Annotated in this window: 19 protein-coding genes; 8 read left to right on the top strand and 11 right to left on the bottom strand. The window is 65.9% G+C overall.

Features of this window, described 5'->3' with window-relative positions:
* Positions 1-454: 454 nt before the first annotated feature.
* Positions 455-937: a hypothetical protein gene (locus ACVOLJ_RS02925; protein WP_105164802.1), complete on the top strand. Its 483-nt coding sequence runs from the start codon at positions 455-457 to the stop codon at positions 935-937.
* A 55-nt stretch (positions 938-992) separates the two neighbouring features.
* On the opposite strand, the gene yidA is transcribed toward ACVOLJ_RS02925, so the two are convergent.
* Positions 993-1,826 (bottom strand): sugar-phosphatase, encoded by an 834-nt coding sequence (gene yidA, locus ACVOLJ_RS02920; protein ID WP_481563420.1) that lies wholly within the window; start codon positions 1,824-1,826, stop codon positions 993-995.
* Positions 1,827-1,985: 159 nt separating this feature from the next.
* Between yidA and ACVOLJ_RS02915 the strand changes: the two genes are divergently transcribed.
* Positions 1,986-2,648 (top strand): exopolysaccharide biosynthesis protein, encoded by a 663-nt coding sequence (locus ACVOLJ_RS02915; protein WP_481563419.1) that lies wholly within the window; start codon positions 1,986-1,988, stop codon positions 2,646-2,648.
* A gap of 34 nt (positions 2,649-2,682) precedes the next feature.
* Here ACVOLJ_RS02915 and ACVOLJ_RS02910 read toward each other — a convergent pair whose 3' ends face one another.
* The 5 genes from ACVOLJ_RS02910 to ACVOLJ_RS02890 form a co-directional block, all read right to left on the bottom strand.
* The gene (locus ACVOLJ_RS02910) at positions 2,683-3,993 is read right to left on the bottom strand and encodes a PQQ-dependent sugar dehydrogenase (RefSeq protein WP_481563418.1); all 1,311 of its coding nucleotides are present in this window, start codon (positions 3,991-3,993) and stop codon (positions 2,683-2,685) included.
* Positions 3,986-4,426: a DUF2231 domain-containing protein gene (locus ACVOLJ_RS02905; protein ID WP_481563417.1), complete on the bottom strand. Its 441-nt coding sequence runs from the start codon at positions 4,424-4,426 to the stop codon at positions 3,986-3,988. The genes ACVOLJ_RS02910 and ACVOLJ_RS02905 overlap by 8 nt, the downstream gene beginning before the upstream one ends.
* A gap of 93 nt (positions 4,427-4,519) precedes the next feature.
* The gene (locus ACVOLJ_RS02900) at positions 4,520-4,843 is read right to left on the bottom strand and encodes a hypothetical protein (protein ID WP_475278634.1); all 324 of its coding nucleotides are present in this window, start codon (positions 4,841-4,843) and stop codon (positions 4,520-4,522) included.
* Complete coding sequence (locus ACVOLJ_RS02895; RefSeq protein WP_475278635.1) at positions 4,840-5,265, bottom strand: hypothetical protein; 426 nt, start codon at positions 5,263-5,265, stop codon at positions 4,840-4,842. Before ACVOLJ_RS02895 ends, ACVOLJ_RS02900 begins: the two co-directional genes overlap by 4 nt.
* A gap of 179 nt (positions 5,266-5,444) precedes the next feature.
* Positions 5,445-5,804: a DUF7668 domain-containing protein gene (locus ACVOLJ_RS02890; RefSeq protein WP_475278636.1), complete on the bottom strand. Its 360-nt coding sequence runs from the start codon at positions 5,802-5,804 to the stop codon at positions 5,445-5,447.
* Positions 5,805-6,100: 296 nt separating this feature from the next.
* Here ACVOLJ_RS02890 and ACVOLJ_RS02885 point away from each other — a divergent pair, with 296 nt between their 5' ends.
* Together ACVOLJ_RS02885 and ACVOLJ_RS02880 are read left to right on the top strand one after the other, a co-directional pair.
* Positions 6,101-7,867, top strand: a complete 1,767-nt coding sequence (locus ACVOLJ_RS02885) for a S8 family serine peptidase (protein WP_481563416.1) — start codon at positions 6,101-6,103, stop codon at positions 7,865-7,867.
* Positions 7,867-8,445: a S8 family serine peptidase gene (locus ACVOLJ_RS02880; protein WP_481563415.1), complete on the top strand. Its 579-nt coding sequence runs from the start codon at positions 7,867-7,869 to the stop codon at positions 8,443-8,445. The genes ACVOLJ_RS02885 and ACVOLJ_RS02880 overlap by 1 nt, the downstream gene beginning before the upstream one ends.
* A 147-nt stretch (positions 8,446-8,592) precedes the next feature.
* On the opposite strand, the gene ACVOLJ_RS02875 is transcribed toward ACVOLJ_RS02880, so the two are convergent.
* From ACVOLJ_RS02875 to cyoA, 5 genes are all read right to left on the bottom strand, one after another.
* Positions 8,593-9,279 (bottom strand): SCO family protein, encoded by a 687-nt coding sequence (locus ACVOLJ_RS02875; protein WP_481563414.1) that lies wholly within the window; start codon positions 9,277-9,279, stop codon positions 8,593-8,595.
* 113 nt (positions 9,280-9,392) lie between these two features.
* Positions 9,393-9,725: a cytochrome o ubiquinol oxidase subunit IV gene (gene cyoD, locus ACVOLJ_RS02870; RefSeq protein WP_475278640.1), complete on the bottom strand. Its 333-nt coding sequence runs from the start codon at positions 9,723-9,725 to the stop codon at positions 9,393-9,395.
* Between the two features lies 1 nt (position 9,726).
* Entirely contained in the window at positions 9,727-10,362 is a 636-nt protein-coding gene (gene cyoC, locus ACVOLJ_RS02865) for a cytochrome o ubiquinol oxidase subunit III (RefSeq protein ID WP_475278641.1), read from the bottom strand.
* Positions 10,359-12,335: a cytochrome o ubiquinol oxidase subunit I gene (gene cyoB / locus ACVOLJ_RS02860; RefSeq protein WP_481563413.1), complete on the bottom strand. Its 1,977-nt coding sequence runs from the start codon at positions 12,333-12,335 to the stop codon at positions 10,359-10,361. Before cyoB ends, cyoC begins: the two co-directional genes overlap by 4 nt.
* 5 nt (positions 12,336-12,340) lie before the next feature.
* Positions 12,341-13,246, bottom strand: coding sequence for a ubiquinol oxidase subunit II (cyoA, locus tag ACVOLJ_RS02855; RefSeq protein WP_481563412.1), 906 nt, complete (start codon positions 13,244-13,246; stop codon positions 12,341-12,343).
* A 182-nt stretch (positions 13,247-13,428) separates the two neighbouring features.
* Here cyoA and ACVOLJ_RS02850 point away from each other — a divergent pair, with 182 nt between their 5' ends.
* The 4 genes from ACVOLJ_RS02850 to ACVOLJ_RS02835 all read left to right on the top strand — a co-directional run bounded on the left by ACVOLJ_RS02850 (position 13,429) and on the right by ACVOLJ_RS02835 (position 17,303).
* The gene (locus ACVOLJ_RS02850) at positions 13,429-14,844 is read left to right on the top strand and encodes an aminotransferase-like domain-containing protein (RefSeq protein WP_475278644.1); all 1,416 of its coding nucleotides are present in this window, start codon (positions 13,429-13,431) and stop codon (positions 14,842-14,844) included.
* 72 nt (positions 14,845-14,916) lie between these two features.
* Positions 14,917-15,177 (top strand): hypothetical protein, encoded by a 261-nt coding sequence (locus ACVOLJ_RS02845; protein ID WP_475278645.1) that lies wholly within the window; start codon positions 14,917-14,919, stop codon positions 15,175-15,177.
* Positions 15,177-15,779, top strand: coding sequence for a DUF6436 domain-containing protein (locus tag ACVOLJ_RS02840; RefSeq protein WP_481563411.1), 603 nt, complete (start codon positions 15,177-15,179; stop codon positions 15,777-15,779). Before ACVOLJ_RS02845 ends, ACVOLJ_RS02840 begins: the two co-directional genes overlap by 1 nt.
* Before the next feature lie 9 nt (positions 15,780-15,788).
* A complete protein-coding gene (locus ACVOLJ_RS02835; protein ID WP_481563410.1) occupies positions 15,789-17,303 on the top strand; it encodes an aminotransferase-like domain-containing protein in 1,515 nt (504 codons plus the stop codon).
* The last annotated feature ends 196 nt before the right edge of the window (positions 17,304-17,499 follow it).

Genomic DNA, 17,499 nt, shown 5'->3' with positions numbered 1-17,499 from the left:
AGGTACAGGGAGAAGAGGACGCAGGCGCACGCCCAGCGCGATGCAGCGCCGGATGGCGATGCAGTGGCGGGTGATGCGATGGCGTTGAAGGCGGGAACGGCGCAGGGCGCGCCGGTCAGCGGCAGACGAAGACGATCAGCTGCCGAACAATGCGATGGCGTGATTTCGACGTGCGAAAGTGTTGCATCGGACCGCCACATCCGCCATTGCACCGTGGTAAAGCGCGGCTATACGCAGGTATCGCTTCTGATGCTGCCGTATCACCTGCACGTTGCAGTGTGATGTCTGTGCGCTCGGTCAGCCTTTCGACTATTCGTGCCTGGTTCGACTTGCGCCGCCCTGGATGCCGAATGATGATGTCGGCGGCGGCCGCGCGGACACTTGCGATGCTTTCCGCACGCGCTGCCATGCAAGGCTCCGACGCGTTAACTCGACACTTCAAAGGACGAACGTCATGTTGAATGGATTGAAACCGCTCGCCGCAACTGCACTGTGCCTGCTCGGCCTGTCTGCCTTCGCCGAAAATGCCGCCGCCGCGCAATGGGTCGACAGCGGCCGCACTGCGTACTTCAAACAAAGCCCCTTCTCCAGCGCATGGGAACACACCTGCACGACCGGCGGCACGCCGATCCAGGACTTCCCGGGTACCTGCGCCAACGATCCGTTCAGCGGCTGGACGACCAACTACAACGCCGCCAGCGCATCGGCCAACAATCAGCTCAATGCCTGCCACTTCGACTCGCAGAAGCTCGGCTCGGCCTGCTACGGCCTGGCGTATGCGATCAATGGGCAGGTCTACGCTGGCGGCCTGCCTGCCGGGTGCAACGTCGGTGCCCGTGCGGTGGTTGTTTCAACCCGCATGGAAACGATCGAGATCCAGAACCACGAGCTCGATGTGGAAAGCGTCCAGTCGGGCAACGAGTACGTCTGCCAGTAAACGGTTGGTGGATGCCGCCGCCGTGCGCGGCGGCGTCCTTCTTCGCATTACCGGCTTACTGCAGCACGAAACGCTCGATCGCCTGTGCCACGCCGTCTTCGGAATTGGTGGCGGTTTCAAAACGCGCCACGACTTTCACCGCGTCAATGGCATTGCCCATCGCCACGCTGGTGCCGGCGTACTGCAGCATGGTCAGGTCGTTTTCCTGGTCGCCGATGGCCATCACGTTGGCGCGGTCGATACCCAGGTGTTCGGCCAGCTTCTGCAGGCTCGGCCCCTTGCCGGCGCGGCGATCGAACACTTCCAGGAAGAACGGTGCGCTTTTCAGTACCGCGAAGCGCTCGGTCAGCGCGGCTGGCAATCGCGCGATGGCAGCGTCCAGCACCTCCGGCTCGTCGATCATCATCAGCTTGATGAAGGACATGCCCGGGTCCATGTCGGCCACGCGGCGGTACGACAATGGCATCCGCGAGAGGTGCGAATCGGCCACGGTGTAGATGCTGATGTCCTGGTTGGGCGTGTACATGCGCTGCGCATCCAGTGCCTGGAAGTGCACGCCGATCTGGCGGGCAACCTGTTCGCAGTACACGAAATCATCGAAGCTGAGCGGATACTCGACCACGGTTTCGCGCGGGCCGATGCGCTGCACCAGGCCACCGTTGCAGGCGATGCAGTAGTCATCGTCGCCCTCGATGCCAAGCTCATGCAGGAACGGCGCCAGGCCCGGCACCGGGCGGCCGCTGGTCAACACGATATGCACGCCCAGCGCGCGCGCCTGGGCGATGGCCTGCTTCACCCGCGGCGTGAGCTTGTGGGCGGGGTCCAGCAGGGTGCCATCCATATCGATGGCGACCAGTTCAATGGTCGATTGCCTGCGACCCATGTCCATCTTGTTCAACCTGCATGCGGGCCGACCATTTTAGGCCAGGCCCCGGCCTCATGCCCGGTTCACCTCCAGCCCGCCCGGCGCGGAGATACTCGGTGAGCCTGTGCGTCCCCCACCGCAGGACGGCCCCTTGACCGCCCTACCCTGGAAACTCTTCGACGCATGACTTACCGCGCCCCTGATACCTCCGACGCCGCCCCGCTTGCCCAGCAGATTGAAGACCTGATCGACGGCCTGCCCGGCGAACAGATCCGCGTTGGCACGCTGCTGCATGCACTGGGCGATGAAGGCCTGATGCTGGTGGTGATCCTGCTGTCGGCCATCTTCCTGATTCCGGTGTCGATTCCCGGGCTGAGCACGGTGTTCGGTGCCTCCATCCTGCTGATCGGCCTGAGCCGCGTACGCGACCGCCCGCTGTGGGTGCCGCAGCGCCTGGCCGACAAGCAGATCGCCACCGACAGGTTGAAGGCCAACCTGGGCCGTGCACTGAAGTGGGTGCACCGCATGGAGCGGCTTTCGCGGCCGATGCGGCTGGCCGCACTGGTGCGCTCGAAGAAGATGATGCGCCTGAACAACCTGGCGCTGGTGTTCGCCACGATCCTGCTGATGCTGCCGGCCGGGCCGATTCCCTTCAGCAACACGCTGCCGGCGCTGGCGCTGATGTCCTTCGCCATCGGTTTCATCCAGCGCGATGGTGCGGCGGTGGCCGCCGGCTACGGCTTCGTGGTTGCCTCGGTGGTGTATTTCGGTGTGCTGCTGGGCGGGGTTGGGTTTGCGGCCGACTCGGTGTTCAGTGGGCTGCGCGGCGGGATGTCTGAACTGTAGAGCCGAGCGCATGCCCGGCTCTACAAGGGGCCGGCTACTTCGCCGACACCCGCCACACGACATCGCCAACGTCATCGGCAATCAGCAGCGCGCCTTCGGCATCGATGGCCATGCCCACCGGCGCGCCCATCAGTGTCTTTTCATCCTTGGACGCAAACCCGCTCACCACCGCTTCCGGGCGACCGGCCGGTTTGCCGTCCTTGAACGGCACGTACACCACTTCGTAGCCGCTCAGCGGCGAGCGGTCCCAGCTGCCGTGCTCGCCGATGAAGGCACCGCCGTGGTACTTCGCCGGCAGTGCCTGGCCGGTGTAGAACAGCAGGCCCAGCGGTGCCACGTGCGAGCCGATGGCGAAGTCCGGGCGGATCGCCTTGGCCACCAGGTCCGGTCGCTGCGGCTGCACGCGCTCATCCACGTGCTGGCCGTAGTAGCTGTAGGGCCAACCGTAGAAGCCGTGCTCCTGCACCGAGGTGAGGTAATCCGGCACCAGGTCGGCACCGATCTCGTCGCGCTCGTTCACCACCGCCCACAGCTTGCCGGTGCTGGGCTCCCAGTCCAGGCCGGTGGGGTTGCGGATGCCCGAGGCGTAGATGCGGCTGCCGCTGGTGGCCACGTCCACTTCCAGCACCACCGCGCGGCGGTACTCGACGGCCAATCCATTTTCGGTGATGTTGCTGTTGGAGCCCACGCCCACGTACAGCTTGCTGCCATCGCGGCTGGCCAGCAGTTCCTTGGTCCAGTGGTGGTTGATGGTGCTGGGCAGGTCGGCGAACTCGCTGCCCTTGTCGGACATGCGGGTTTCGCCGGGCACGTAGTGGTACTTCATGATGTTGCCGGTGTTGGCCACGTACAGCGTGTCGCCGATCAGCTGGATGCCGAACGGCGAGTGCAGGCCTTCGATGTAGACGTGCTGGGTCCAGGTGCTGGTGCCGGGCGTGCGCCGCAGCAGGGTGACCCGGTTGCCGCCCTTGCCGGCCTTGCCCGACCGTGCCTTCACCTTGCCGGCGATCCACTGCTTGGGCGTGGTGACCGGTTCTTCGCCGGGGCCGTTGCCTTCCACTACCAGCACATCGCCGTTGGGCAGGGTCAACAATCGCCGCGGATGCTGCAGGTTGGCGGCAATGCGTTCGATCTTCAGGCCCTCGGCCACCGACGGTGCCTGGCCATCGGCCCAGCCCACGCCCTTGGGCACCTGCATCGGCGGCATCAGGAAGTTCTTCGGTGCCGGCAGCGGCGGCTTCGCACCGGACTGGTCGGTGGGGTGGTACTCGGCCTTGCCGGCGCAGGCGGCCAACGCCAGGGACAACGACAGCACGCCGACGACGGGCAGGATGCGCTTAGCCATGACGGGCTCCTTGCAGCACCGGCTGCTGCAGCGAAAGCAGGATGAAGCCCAGCGCGATCAGGGCCACGGTGAAGGCGGAAAGAACGGTGCCCGGCACGGCAACCGCATACGCATCGCGGCTGTGCACGAAGGCGTTCCAGATGGCCAGCACGATGGCGACCAGGTTGAGCAGGAAGTCGAGGCGGTCGGTGCCGGTGGCGGTGCCGTTGCGGCGCCACACCGCGAACAGGTTGATCAGCCGCGGCAGGATGGCGATCAGCAGGCCGAAGGTGATCAGCCACGCCGCCGATTTGCCCCACATCACCTCGGCGGTGTTGAGGTAGAGGATGTCGAAGATGAGACCGGCCACGAAGAAGCCGAACGGTATCGGGTTCAACAGGCTGAAGAGTGTGGTGCCAAGGCCACGATGGGCCTGGGCGACGGGGTTGACCATGGTCGTGCTCCGGGACGGGAAGGGTGCACGGGCTGTAGTAGCACAGGGCGGCGGGAGGGGATGCGATGACCTGGGCGGCGGATTGCCTCGACGCTATGGCGATGCCCAGTGCGAGGTCCGCACGACGCGGCCAGTGGCATCCAGCTCCACCGTCCAAGCCTGGATGTGCGGCAGGAATGGATTCTCGTACCACAGCCGTTCCACGCAGGTGCCGCTGCATGGCCTGCTGGCGTAGCGGGAGAACAATTGTCCGCGCGGCTCGGTGACATCGGGTGCGCCCAGCGCGTCGATGACGGCGTCACGACTGTCCCCGGGCTGCAGGGAAGCGATGCCGCGCCCGGTCAGGGCGGACGTCGCCGAGCATCCCCCCACGTAAAGCACGGGCAGCAGTGCCAACAGCCAGGCCAGGGTCTTCACGCCTGCGCCTCTGAATATGGCGCCATGCCCGGGTCGCGTATCTCATGGAACGGCAGCATGGCCTCGAAGCCGAATTCGTGTTCCATGCTGATGCGGACCAGGCCGCCGATGGCGTACCAGTTGGTGTTGGCGTGTACATCGAGGCCGCGCCCGGCGCCCTCGGCCCGCATGTCCAGCGTCTGCGCCCGTGGCATCTTCACCCTCTCCTCCTGCAGCAGCGCGCGACGGTGCCGCTTCATCAGCAGGCGTAACTGCTTCACCGTGGTGATGTTGAAGGCAGTGAGCTCCGGCAGCAGCTCGGCGATGTCGGCGTCGGTCCAGTAATCGTGGCGACGGTGATACATCGACAGCACCACCTTGCGGATGGTGGCCACGGTGAGCAGGGCGAGATCGGCACGTGCGCGGGCATTGGGGCGTTTCATCCGGGTTCCCCCGATGGGATGCGGAGATGGTGGCACGGCGGCGGGATGGGGGGGACCTGTGCGGTTCAGTAGATCCATGCCATGCGTGGATGGGCGCACTCGCAGGGATCCATGGCGCGGATGGATGTGCCAACCAAGGTTGGCACCTACCAGAGCGGCCAGGCTCGCGCGGCTCCCCCTTAGGGAACGTAGACCAGGTGAAGGCTGTACGCGAAGCCGGCTTCGATTTCGGTAATGGATACATCCATCACCAGATCACTTCGCCCTTCCGCCACCGTATGCAGGTCGACCAGGACCTTCCAGCGCTGGCCATCCCACTGGCTGACCGAGGTTTCCCAGGTGGCCTCGGGGAGCGGCACGAGAGTTTCCCCATAGTGGTCGATGATTTCGCTGATGGCCTCCCACGTATCGGCAGTGCGCAGGTGCACGTTCGCGGTATCGGGCGCACGACCCGAGGCGATCTCGTTTGCCATCCAGGTCAGGGTCGGACGGAAAGCCGCGTCCACGGCGGTTTCGGTATATGGGTCCTTCCTGACCATCTGTTTTCCTGGAATAACGGCCGCGATGTGCGCTCCGCGCATGATGGCATGGGTGGGTGGGCGCGCCTGACGGTGGGGTTCATGGCGCGGATGGATGTGCCAACCAAGGTTGGCACCTACCAGAGCGGGGTCGTTATTCCTTGTCGGAATAAGTGTTTGTGACGTGCTTTGCACATCCGGATATCCGCACGGGGAACAGGTAGGGGGTTCTTCGTTGTGTCGCGTTTGGCTTGTTGCGATGGGGCAGTTCCGCCCCGCCGTCCTGCCATGCCGATTCACAACAGAAGGATTCGTGTATGAAGCGACACACGCAACGCTCCGCGCCACCGCGCTCTGCGCGCCTGGCCCTGGCCACTGCCCTGGTACTGGGCAGTCTGGCCGTTACCGCCCAGGCGCAACAGGCCGATCCGCTGGCCGGCCTGCAATGGCATCTGCTCAATACCGGGCAGACCGTACCGGCCGATACGCTTCCAGTGGCCGGCAACGACCTGAATGTCGATGGCCTGTTCCGCAACGGCATCCGGGGCCAGGGGGTGGTGATCGGTATTGTCGATGACGGCCTGCAGATTGCCCACCCGGACCTGGCCGCGAACGTGGCGGCGGTGGCGGGCAAGAACTTCGCCAACGGTTCCAACAACCCCACGCCGTCCAATCCCGATGCCGACAACCACGGCACGATGGTCGGCGGTATTGCCGGTGCGGTGGGCGCCAACAACCGCGGCGTGCGCGGTGTTGCCCCGGCCGCCACGCTGAAGGGCTTCAACGTGCTGGCGTCCAATGCGCAGGGCAACCAGCAGAGCAACATCGAATACGCATGGTGGGACGGCGCAGAATCGGCCGATGTGCAGGTGTTCAACAACAGCTGGGGCGCCGGCCCGGGCAACCCCAACCTGCCGGTGGCCTACAGCCAGAACACCGCCAGTTCCTACGAGCAGGCGCTGTCGGGCACGCGTGGCGGCCGCGGTGGCATCTACGTGAAGTCGGCCGGCAACAACTTCAACAACGCGTCCATCAGCCAGACCCAGGATGTCTGCACCGCCGACACCAAAAACCGCAACACCGGCTGCGTGCCGGCCGGCCGTGATCCGCGCAACAACCTGTTCAACGTGATCACCGTGGGTGCGGTGCGCGCCGATGGCGTGCGCTCGTCGTACTCGTCCACCGGTTCGGCGCTGTGGGTCTCGGCCTTCGGTGGCGAGTACGGCCTGCAGGCACAGTACGCGCCGAACCTGGTGGCACGCGCCTATGACCCGGCCATCGTCACCACCGACGTGACCGGCTGCGCGCAGGGCAGCAACAAGAACAGCAACCGCCAGAACACGCTGGACAGCAACTTGTCGGCCATCGACAGCACCTGCAACTACACCGCCAAGATGAACGGCACCTCGGCGTCGGCACCGATGGTGTCGGGCGTGGCGGCGCTGGTGCTGGAAGCCAATCCGAACCTGTCCTACCGCGATGTGAAGTACATCCTGGCCACCACCGCCACCCGCAACCATCCGAACCAGCCAGCGGTGACGTTGGCCGATGGACGCACGCTGGTACCGGGCTGGACGGTGAACGCGGCCAACCGCGCTTACAGCAACTGGTACGGCTTTGGCGTGGTCAATGCGGCGCGCGCGGTGCAGGTGGCAGAGACCTTCCAGTCGCTGGGCCCGCTGCTGGATACCGGTTGGCGCACCACCACGCGCACCGTCGCCATTGGCAACACCACCAACGCGGCCGCGCGTTTGACCTTCCAGGTGGCCAATGGAGCACGCAACATCGAGTCGGTGCAGCTGGGCTTCCGGGTGAACCACAGCAACACCCGTCAGCTGCAGTTCGTGCTGGTGTCGCCCAGCGGCACGCGCAGCGTGGTGCAGCCGGCCTTCACCGCCATCGGTTCGGGCACCGGCGGCGTGCAGCGCAACTTCACCAACTGGGATCTGTTGTCCAGCAATGCCTTCCTGGATGAAAGTGCCACCGGCACCTGGACCCTGGAAGTGACCGACATGGGGCAAGCCGCGAGCGCTGCATCGCGCGGCAACCTCGAATTCTTCAAGATCCGCGTTCTGGGGCACTGATGATGAAGACGACCATTCTGTTGAGCACGCTCGCCTTCGCGGCGATGACCTCCCCTGCCTGGGCACAGAGCTCGGGGCAGACCCCGCCTGCAAGGACACTGTCGACCGTGGATGCGCAGGAACTGAAGGCGTCCGCCACCGGCCGCTCGTTCGATGTGGGCGGCACGCGTTTCCAGCTGTCTCCGTCGACAGCGGTGAAACAGGCCAGCGGCGGCCAGTTCACGATCACCCCGCAGGCGGCCGCGACCACCGCTTCGCGTTCGAAGCGTTCGCTGGATGGCGCAGCGGCAGGTGGCACTGATGCCGGTGCCGGCAAGTTCGCCGCGGCGGTGTCCAACGACGGTGCACCGGTGGTGGCCACTTCGCGGGTGAAAGTGTTCTTTACCGATGCGGGCTCGGCGCAGCGTGCGGCCAAGGCCACCGGTGGCACCGTGGTGAAGGTCTCCAAGGCCGCCGGCCTGGCGATCGTGGAGTACCCGTCGGTGAATGCGGCGCTGGATGCGAGCACGCGCCTGCTGTCGACCGCAGGTGTGCGTGCGGCCGAGCCGGACGTGGTGCAGTGGGAAGAGAAGAAGTGATCTAGGGCGTTGCGTGGTGCCCCGGCCGGTTGGCTCTCCTGGCCGGCCGGGGATTGGTGAGCGTAGGTGTGCCGACCAACGGTCGGCACCCACCAGAGCAGATGCACCCACCAGATGGGTTCATCGCGTGTCGACCAAGGTCGACGCCTACCGGGCGGCGAGCGAATCGCTGTGCTTGAGGTGGCAGCTGGCCAATGCCTCACTGCCCGCGGCCGGATGCTCCGGCTCCAGCAGCAACCGCTGCACATCCGAGAACAGCTGCTGCACCGGCATGCCGTACGGCGCGAACAGGCGCAGTCGACCCTGGCGGTCGAACACATAGCCGCCGGCGATATGGCTCATGGTGTAGGTGTCCGGCAGCTGGCCGGGCTCCTTCTCGTAGAACGCCTTGAAGTCGCTGGCCATCGCCGAAAGCTGCGCTTCATCGCCGACCAGTGCAATGGCCGTCGGGTCGAACGCGTGCACGTAGGTATGCGCGACCTCGGGCGTATCACGGGCCGGGTCCACGCTGACGAACACCACCTGCAGCTTGTCGGCATCCTTGCCCATCAGGTGCTTGACCTGGCTCAGTTCGACCATCGTGGTCGGGCAGACATCCGGGCAGCTGGTGAAGCCGAAGAACAGGTAGGTCACCTGCCCCTGCAGATCCTTGGGGCCACGCAGGGTGCCGGCACTGTCGGGCATGGACCAGTGCTGGCCCAGCTCTTCGCAGGCGATGTCCTTCGAATGGAAATCCATGCGCGACTGCGCGCTGCAGCCGGCCAGCAGGCCCAGCGCCAGGCCTGCGGCAAGCATGGGCAGGCGCAGGGAACGAACAACGGAAGCAACACGCATCACAGGTACCACCGACACGAGGTGGGCGCGGTCCCGGTCGGGCCTGCCCCTGGGGGAAAAAGGCTGAGGTGCCAGGGCGATCGTGCGGTCCGTGCCGACCGCCCTGGCCACGGTCAGTTGATCATCATGTGGTAGTGCATGCTCCAGATGATCCAGATCGACAGCGCGACCACGATGAACAGGATCACCAGGGTGAACACGAAGCTGGCCAGGTTCCAGCCACCTTCCGATTTGCGGTCCATGTGCAGGAAGTACACCAGCTGCACCAGGATCTGCGCCACCGCGAAGCCGACCAGCAGGAACAGCGTGAGCGGACGCGACAGCACCGGGTTCATCACCAGCGCGAACGGCACCACCGTCAGCAGCGCGCACAGCACGAAGCCGATCAGGTAGGACTTGGTGGAACCATGCGCATTGCCGGCGCGCGAGGTTTCGACGTGGGCCATGTCAGAAGGCTCCAATCAGGTAGACGAAGGTGAAGACGCAGATCCACACCAGGTCCAGGAAGTGCCAGAACAGGCTCAGGCACGAAACGCGGGTGATGTTGGTGGGGGTCAGGCCACGGCGGTACACCTGGTGCATGACCACTGCCATCCAGATCAGTCCGCTGGCCACGTGCAGGCCGTGGGTGGCCACCAGCGCGAAGAACGCCGACAGGTAGGCACTGGTGCTGGGGCCGGCGCCTTCGTGGATCAGGTGCGAGAACTCGTACAGCTCCATGCCGATGAACGAAGCGCCGAGCACGAAGGTCACGCCCAGCCAGCGCAGCACCGCGGCCTTGTCCAGCCGATGCATGGCCAGCACGGCCTGGCCGTAGGTGATGCTGGACACCAGCAGGATGAAGGTCTCGGCCATCACGAACGGCAGCGAGAACAGTTCCTTGCCGGTGGGGCCACCGGCGTAGGCGGTGCTGAGCACCGCATACGAGGCGAACAGCGAGCCGAACAGCACCAGGTCGGACATGAGGTAGACCCACATGCCGAACACCTTCATGCCGCCCTGTTCGTGGGCATGGTCGTGCTCGTGGTGCGCATCATGGGCCAGCGCATCGTCGGCCAGCTCGGGGCGGGTCAACAGGTTCATGCACGTACCTCCTGCAGCTTGGCGTGGTTGGCCGCTTCGGTGCGCGCCACCTCATCGGCGCTGACGTAGTAGTCCACGTCCTCGTTGTAGGAGCGCACGATCAGCGTGGCGATCATCGCGATGAAGCTGGCGCCGGCCATCCACCAGATGTGCCAGACCAGGGCAAAGCACAGCACCAGGATCCAGACGTTGAGGATCAACGGCACGCCGGTGTTCTTCGGCATGTGGATCGGCGCGTACTTCTTCGGAGGCGGTGGCAGGCCGCGCTTCTTCGCTTCGTGGAAGGCATCCAGCTCATCGGCCTTGGGCACCACGGCGAAGTTGTAGAACGGCGGCGGCGACGGCGTGGCCCATTCCAGCGTGCGTGCATTCCACGGGTCGCCGGTCAGGTCCAGGTTGCGCTTGCGGTCGCGCACGCTCACATAGATCTGCACCAGCATCAGGATGATGCCCGCGAACACGAACAGTGCACCGATGAAGGCCGCGATCAGGTACGGCGTCCACGCCGGGTTGTCGTACTGGTTCATGCGGCGGGTCATGCCCATGAAGCCGAGCATGTACAGCGGCATGAAGGCCAGGTAGAAGCCGATCACCCAGCAGGCGAAGGACCACTTGCCCAGGCGCTCGTTGAGGGTGAAGCCGAACACCTTCGGGAACCAGTACACGAAGCCGGCCAGGTAACCGAACAGCGCGCCACCGATGATGGTGTTGTGGAAGTGCGCCACCAGGAACAGGCTGTTGTGCAGCAGGAAGTCCGCGCCCGGAATCGCCAGCAGCACGCCGGTCATGCCACCGATGGTGAAGGTGACCAGGAAGGCGATGGTCCACAGCATCGGCACGCTGAACTCCACGCGCCCGCCGTACATGGTGAACAGCCAGGTAAAGATCTTCACGCCGGTGGGGATGGCGATGATCATCGTCATGATGCCGAAGAAGGCATTGACGCTGGCACCGGAGCCCATGGTGAAGAAGTGGTGCAGCCAGACGATGAACGACAGGATGCCGATCGCCAGGGTGGCGCCGACCATCGACTTGTAGCCGAACAGCTTCTTGCGCGAGAACGTGGCGGTCACTTCAGAGAAGATGCCGAATGCCGGCAGCACCAGGATGTACACCTCCGGGTGGCCCCAGGCCCACACCAGGTTCACGTACATCATCGGGTTGCCGCCCAACGTGTTGGTGTAGAAGTTGAAGTCCAGGTAGCGGTCCAGGGTGAGCGCACCCAGGGCCACGGTCAGGATCGGGAAGGCGGCGATGATGATCACGCTGGTGACCAGCACGGTCCAGGTGAACACCGGCATCTTCATCAGGGTCATGCCCGGCGCACGCATGCGCAGGATGGTGATGAACAGGTTGACGCCGGTCAGCAAGGTGCCGATGCCGGAGGCCTGCAACGCCCAGATGTAGTAATCGACACCGACCCCTGGACTGAACTCGATACCCGACAGCGGCGGATAGGCAACCCAGCCGGTCATGGCGAATTCGCCAACACCCAGCGAGATCATCATCAGCGCCGCGCCGACCACGAAGATCCAGAAGCTGAAGGCGTTGAGGAACGGGAACGCCATGTCGCGCGCGCCGATCTGCAGCGGCACGATGATGTTCATCAGGCCGACCACGAACGGGGTGGCCACGAAGAAGATCATGATCACGCCGTGCGCGGTGAAGATCTGGTCGTAGTGTTCCGGTGGCAGGAAGCCATCACTGCCCGGGCCGGCGGCAGCCAGCTGCGCACGCATCATCAGTGCATCGGCAAAGCCGCGCACCAGCATGACCAGCGCCACCACCACATACATGATGCCGATCTTCTTGTGGTCCACGGTGGTGAACCAGTCGCGCCAGAGCACGCCCCACAGCTTGAAGTAGGTCACCGCGCCGAGCAGCGCGAGGCCGCCCAGCACCATGCCCAACAATGTGATCACGACGATCGGCTCGTGCAGCGGCACGGCGTCCCACGTCAACTTACCCAACATGTGCGTTACTCCTGGGAAACCTGGGCACCGGCGGCAGCACCCGCAGGGGCCGCAGCAGCGGTGTTCTCACCGACGCCGATGAACTGGTCGATGACCTTCTTGAACAGCAGCGGTTCGACACTGGAGAAGTGCTGCACCGGCTGATTCTTCGACGGCGCGGCCAGCGCCTTGAACTGCTCGAAATCCAGTGCCTGCGGCGCACTGCGCACCTCGGCCACCCAGCGTTCGAAGTCTTCGTTGCTGCTGGCGGTGGCGATGAACTTCATGTTCGAGAAGCCGTGCCCGCTGTAATTGCCGGACATGCCGCGGAACTGTCCCGGCTCATTGGCGATCAGGTGCAGCTGCGTGCGCATGCCGGCCATCGCGTAGATCTGCCCACCCAGCTGCGGGATGAAGAAGGTATTCATCGTCGAGTTGGAGGTGATGTTGAATGCCAGCGGGCGGTTGGCCGGGAAGTTGAGCTGGTTGACCGTGGCGATGCCCAGGTCCGGGTACACGAAGACCCACTTCCAGTCGGTGGCGATCACATCCACATGCAGCGGTTCACCGGCCACGTCGAGCGGCTTGTACGGGTCCAGCTCGTGGGTGGAGGTCCACACGATCACCGCCAGTACCGCGATGATGACCAGCGGTACGCCCCAGACCACGACTTCCACCTTGGTGGAGTGCGACCAGTCCGGCGTGTATTTCGCCTTGGTGTTGCCGGCGCGGAAACGCCAGGCGAACACGAACGTCAGCACGATGGCCGGCACCACCACGATCAGCATCAGGCCGGTGCAGATCAGGATCAGGTCGCGCTGGGCGATCCCGACCATGCCTTTCGAATCCAGCAGCACCCAGTCGCAGCCCGTCAGGGCGATGCAGGCCAGGGCGACCAGCGCCAGGCGGATGCGGTTCCAGCAGATATTCATTGGAGGTCAACCCTGTTGAAGAAGCGCGCTTGACCGGCTCGCCTGCGCGCAGCGCCCGGGCGTGGAGCGGCTACACTGGGGGTACGAGGTCGCCTACAAGCAGGCGAACCACTCCAATCAAGCCCATACAAGATACAGCATTGTATGGACTTGTGCATCTGCACGTATGGAAAATCCGACCGATGACGCCTCCTGCTGCCGGCCGCCGCCTGAAACACCCCAACCGCACCTGGGTTCGCCCCTTCCGCGAGGGCGCAGGCCCGCTGTACCTGCAGATCGCCCAGCAGGTGCGCGATGCGGTGGATGACGGCGTGCTGCGCCCGGGCGACCGCCTGCCGCCGCAACGCGACCTGGCCCAGCAGGTCGGCGTGGACCTGACCACGGTGACCCGCGCCTTCGCCGAACTGCGCCAGGCCGGACTGCTGGACGCGCAGGGCGCTGGCGGCACCTTCATCGCGATGTCCGCCGGCAACCGCAGCACCTCGGTGGACCTGAGCATGAACATCCCGCCGCTGCTGGGCAGTGCGCCGTTCGCGCAGGGCATGGAGGCCGGCTTCCAGCACCTGGGCCGGCAGCTGGGCCAGGGCGAACTGATGAGCTACCACGTCGGTGCCGGCAGCCGTGACGACCGTGGCGCCGCCGTGCAGTGGCTGGCACCGGTTCTCGGCCCGGTGGCCGCCGACCGCGTGGTGATCTGCCCGGGCGCGCAGACCGCGCTGTGCGCACTGATCCTGGCGCGCACCCAGCCGGGCGAACTGATTGCCGCCGAGCAGCTGACCTACCCCGGGCTGCTGGCCGCCGCGCGGGTACTGCAGCGTGGCGTGGTGCCGGTGGCGATGGATGAGCAGGGCATGCTGCCCGACGCGCTGGAAGAGGTCTGCCAGCTGCGCGCGCCGCGTCTGCTGTACCTGGTGCCGACCATCCAGAACCCGACCACCGCCACGATGTCGGCACAGCGCCGGCAGGCCCTGCTGGCAGTGGCCCGCCGCCACGCGCTGACCGTGGTGGAGGACGATCCGTACTGGCTGCTGGCCGGCGATGCGGCTCCCCCGCTGGCCGCGCTGGCCGGTACCGACTGCCCGGTCTACTACATCTCCACCCTGTCCAAGTGCCTGGCCCCGGGCCTGCGCACCGCCTACCTGGTGGTGCCGGCCGGGCAGCCGATGGAGCCGGTGCTGGACGCCCTGCGCGCGATCGCGCTGATGCCGACCCAATCGATGGTGGCGGTGGCCTCGCAGTGGATCCGCAGCGGCCAGGCGCAGGACATGGTGCAGCGCTTCCAGCAGGAGCTGCGCGAGCGCCAGGCGATTGCCGCGCGTTACCTGCCGGCCCGCGCCCAGGCGCACCCGGCCGGCCTGCATGTGTGGCTGCCATTGCCGCCGCGGCTGGACCAGTACCGGTTGATCCAGGCCGCGCAGGAACAGGGGCTGGGCATTGCCAGCTCGGATGCCTTCAGCGTGGAGGAGCCGCCACCGGGCAATGCGATCCGCCTTTCGCTGGGCGGCGCTGTGGATCAGGAGGCCTTGGCCGGGGCACTGGCCAAACTGAACGAGATCCTGTCCGAAGCACCGGAAGCCCGCCACTCCGCCATCGTCTGAGCGCGCTTTCAGGGTCGGGTGCATACAAGGTGATATCTTGTATGGCATGTATGGACCGGGAGACGTGCCGTCGTGCGCGCCGAAAAACTGAAGTTCCACCTGGTGATGGCCGGCTGCGGCGGCTTTGTCGTGTTGATGCTGGCGGCCCTGGCCTGGGTCTGCCTGCAGCCGCAGACCGTGGATGTGCAGGCCGCTGAGCGCCACGCCATCGAGCAATGCCTGCAACGCAGCGAGGACGCCACCCGCAGCGAGATCCAGCGCCGTGCCCAGGCCGATTCCTGCCGCGAGATGCGCAAGCAGTACGAACACAAGTTCGGCGCGGACGGCTCTTGATGCGCCCTGCCACGCCCTCCCCCCGGCGTTGGACGCTGCCGCTGATGATCGCCCTCGCCTGCCTGTTCATGGCCGGTGTGGCGACGGCGCTGTGGCAGTACTTCGGCTATGGCGAACAATCCACGTTTGCCGAGCAGGCCATCGTCTTCGATGACTCGCAGCTGCGGTTGCCTGCGGAACTGGCCGGCGACACCGGGCGCATCCGCGTGGTGCATTTCTGGGACCCGGCCTGCGCGGTGTGCAACCGCGAAACCGGTGCGCACCTGAGCTACCTGATCAGCATGTACCGCCGCGCCGGCATCGACTTCTATGCGATCCGCCGTCCTGGCACACAGGGTGAGCTGCCCGCGCCGCTGCGCGGCAAGGTGATCAACCTGGCCACGATCGAGGGCATCGAGCACATTCCCGCCAGCCCGGCAGTGGCCATCTGGGACCGTAGCGGGCATCTGGCCTACGCCGGCCCGTACAGCATCGGCATGGTCTGCAATTCGGCCAACAGCTTCGTCGAACCGCTGCTGGACAAACTGGTGCGCGGTGAAACCGTGCGCCCGAAAGGACTGCTTGCCGTGGGCTGCTACTGCCCCTGGCAGGCCAAGCGCTGAGGACGCGCGATGACAGCAGTGACACTGGCCGGCATGGCCGCCGCAAACAACAACGGCGGTCACCTGTCCGAACCGACCGATGGTTATGGACAGGCTCCCGCCGTTGGAAGCAACGATACGCCCCGACATGCCCCGTACATGCCGCGACCGGATGTCGCAGGACTGGGCTGGGTGCAGGACGTGCACGCGCACAGTGGGCCGATCTACCTGCGCATCGTCACTACGCTGGAACGCACGATCAATCGCGGCAGCCTGGCACCGGGCCAGCGGCTGCCCTCGCAGCGCGCACTGGCGCAGCAGCTGGGTGTGGACCTGACCACGGTGACGCGTGCGTTCGATGAAGCGCGCAAGCGTGGCCTGATCGAAGCGCGCGGGCCGCAGGGCAGTTTCATCGCGCCGCCGAAAGCGGGCTTCGCCCAGGCCGTGGACCTGAGCATGAACGTGCCACCGGTGCCCGACGCCGATGCACTGGCCGAGATGCTGCGCCGTGGTGCGGCAGCGGTGCTTGCGCGCAGCAATGCGCCGAACCTGATGACCTACCACCTGGGTGGCGGCAACCCGACCGACCGCCATGCGGCCGCGCGCTGGCTGCGCCCGATGCTGGGCGCGGTGGACGATGCACGCCTGCTGCTGACCGAGGGCGCGCAGGTGGCGCTGGCCGCGATCCTGGTCAGCCAGGGCCGCGAAGGCGACACGATCCTGTGTGATCGGCTGGTGTATCCCGGCCTGCTGCAGGCGGCCGCTGCATTGGGGCGGCGCCTGCTGCCGGTAGACGGTGATGCGCAGGGCATGTGCCCGGATGCGCTGGAGCGGCAGGCGCGTGCAAGCGGTGCGCGGCTGGTGTATCTCAACCCCAGCTGCCAGAACCCGACCGCCTTGACCGTACCGACCCCGCGACGCGAAGCGCTGGCGCGGGTGCTGCAACAGGAACACCTGTTGATGATCGAGGATGACCCCTACTGGCACCTGGCCGATGCCGCGCCCATTCCACTGGCGGTGCTGGCGCCGGGGCACGTGTTCTACGTGGCCACGCTTTCAAAGGTGATCAGCCCGGGGCTGCGCACGGCCTTCGTGCAGTGCCCGGGCACCGTGCATGCCGAAGCAATGGCGGCGGCGTTGCGTGCAACACGGCTGATGGGGCATCCGCTGGTTTCGGCGCTGGCCAGCCAGCTGTTGCTGGATGGTTCGGCGCAGGCGCTGCTGGCGCAGGTGCGGGAGGAAGCGCGCGAGCGTACGCGGATGGCGCGGTACCTGCTGGCGCCAACCCTGCTGGAACGCGCCGATGGGCTGCATGCGTGGTGCCGGGTGCCCGCGCCGTGGACCGACGCCACGCTGGTGCGCACCGCGCAGCTGCAGGGCTTGGCGATCGCACCGTCATCGGCGTTCTGCCCACCGGGCACTCCGTTTGAACGCGGTGTACGGCTGTCGTTGGGTCTGGCCGCGGATCGGCGGCAGCTGGAGAGCGCGCTGCAGCGGATTGATCGGTTGTTGTTATCCGATGCGTTGCCGGCGATAGAACGGTAGCGCCGGGCCCTGCCCGGCGGAAGATTCCCCGGCGCGGACGGAATGTGCCAACCCAGGTTGGCACCTGCCAAAGCAGGGTCTGGCCGCGGATCGGCGGCAGCTGGAGAGTGCGCTGCAGCGGATTGATCGGTTGTTAACGAAGAATGGACCCGGTAGATCCACGCCGTGCGTGGATGGAATGTGCGGCGCGGACGGA

This window comes from Stenotrophomonas sp. STEN046 (assembly GCF_056759755.1).
The sequence above is the reverse complement of the archived record's forward strand: the minus strand, read 5'-3'. Positions and strand labels throughout refer to the sequence as shown.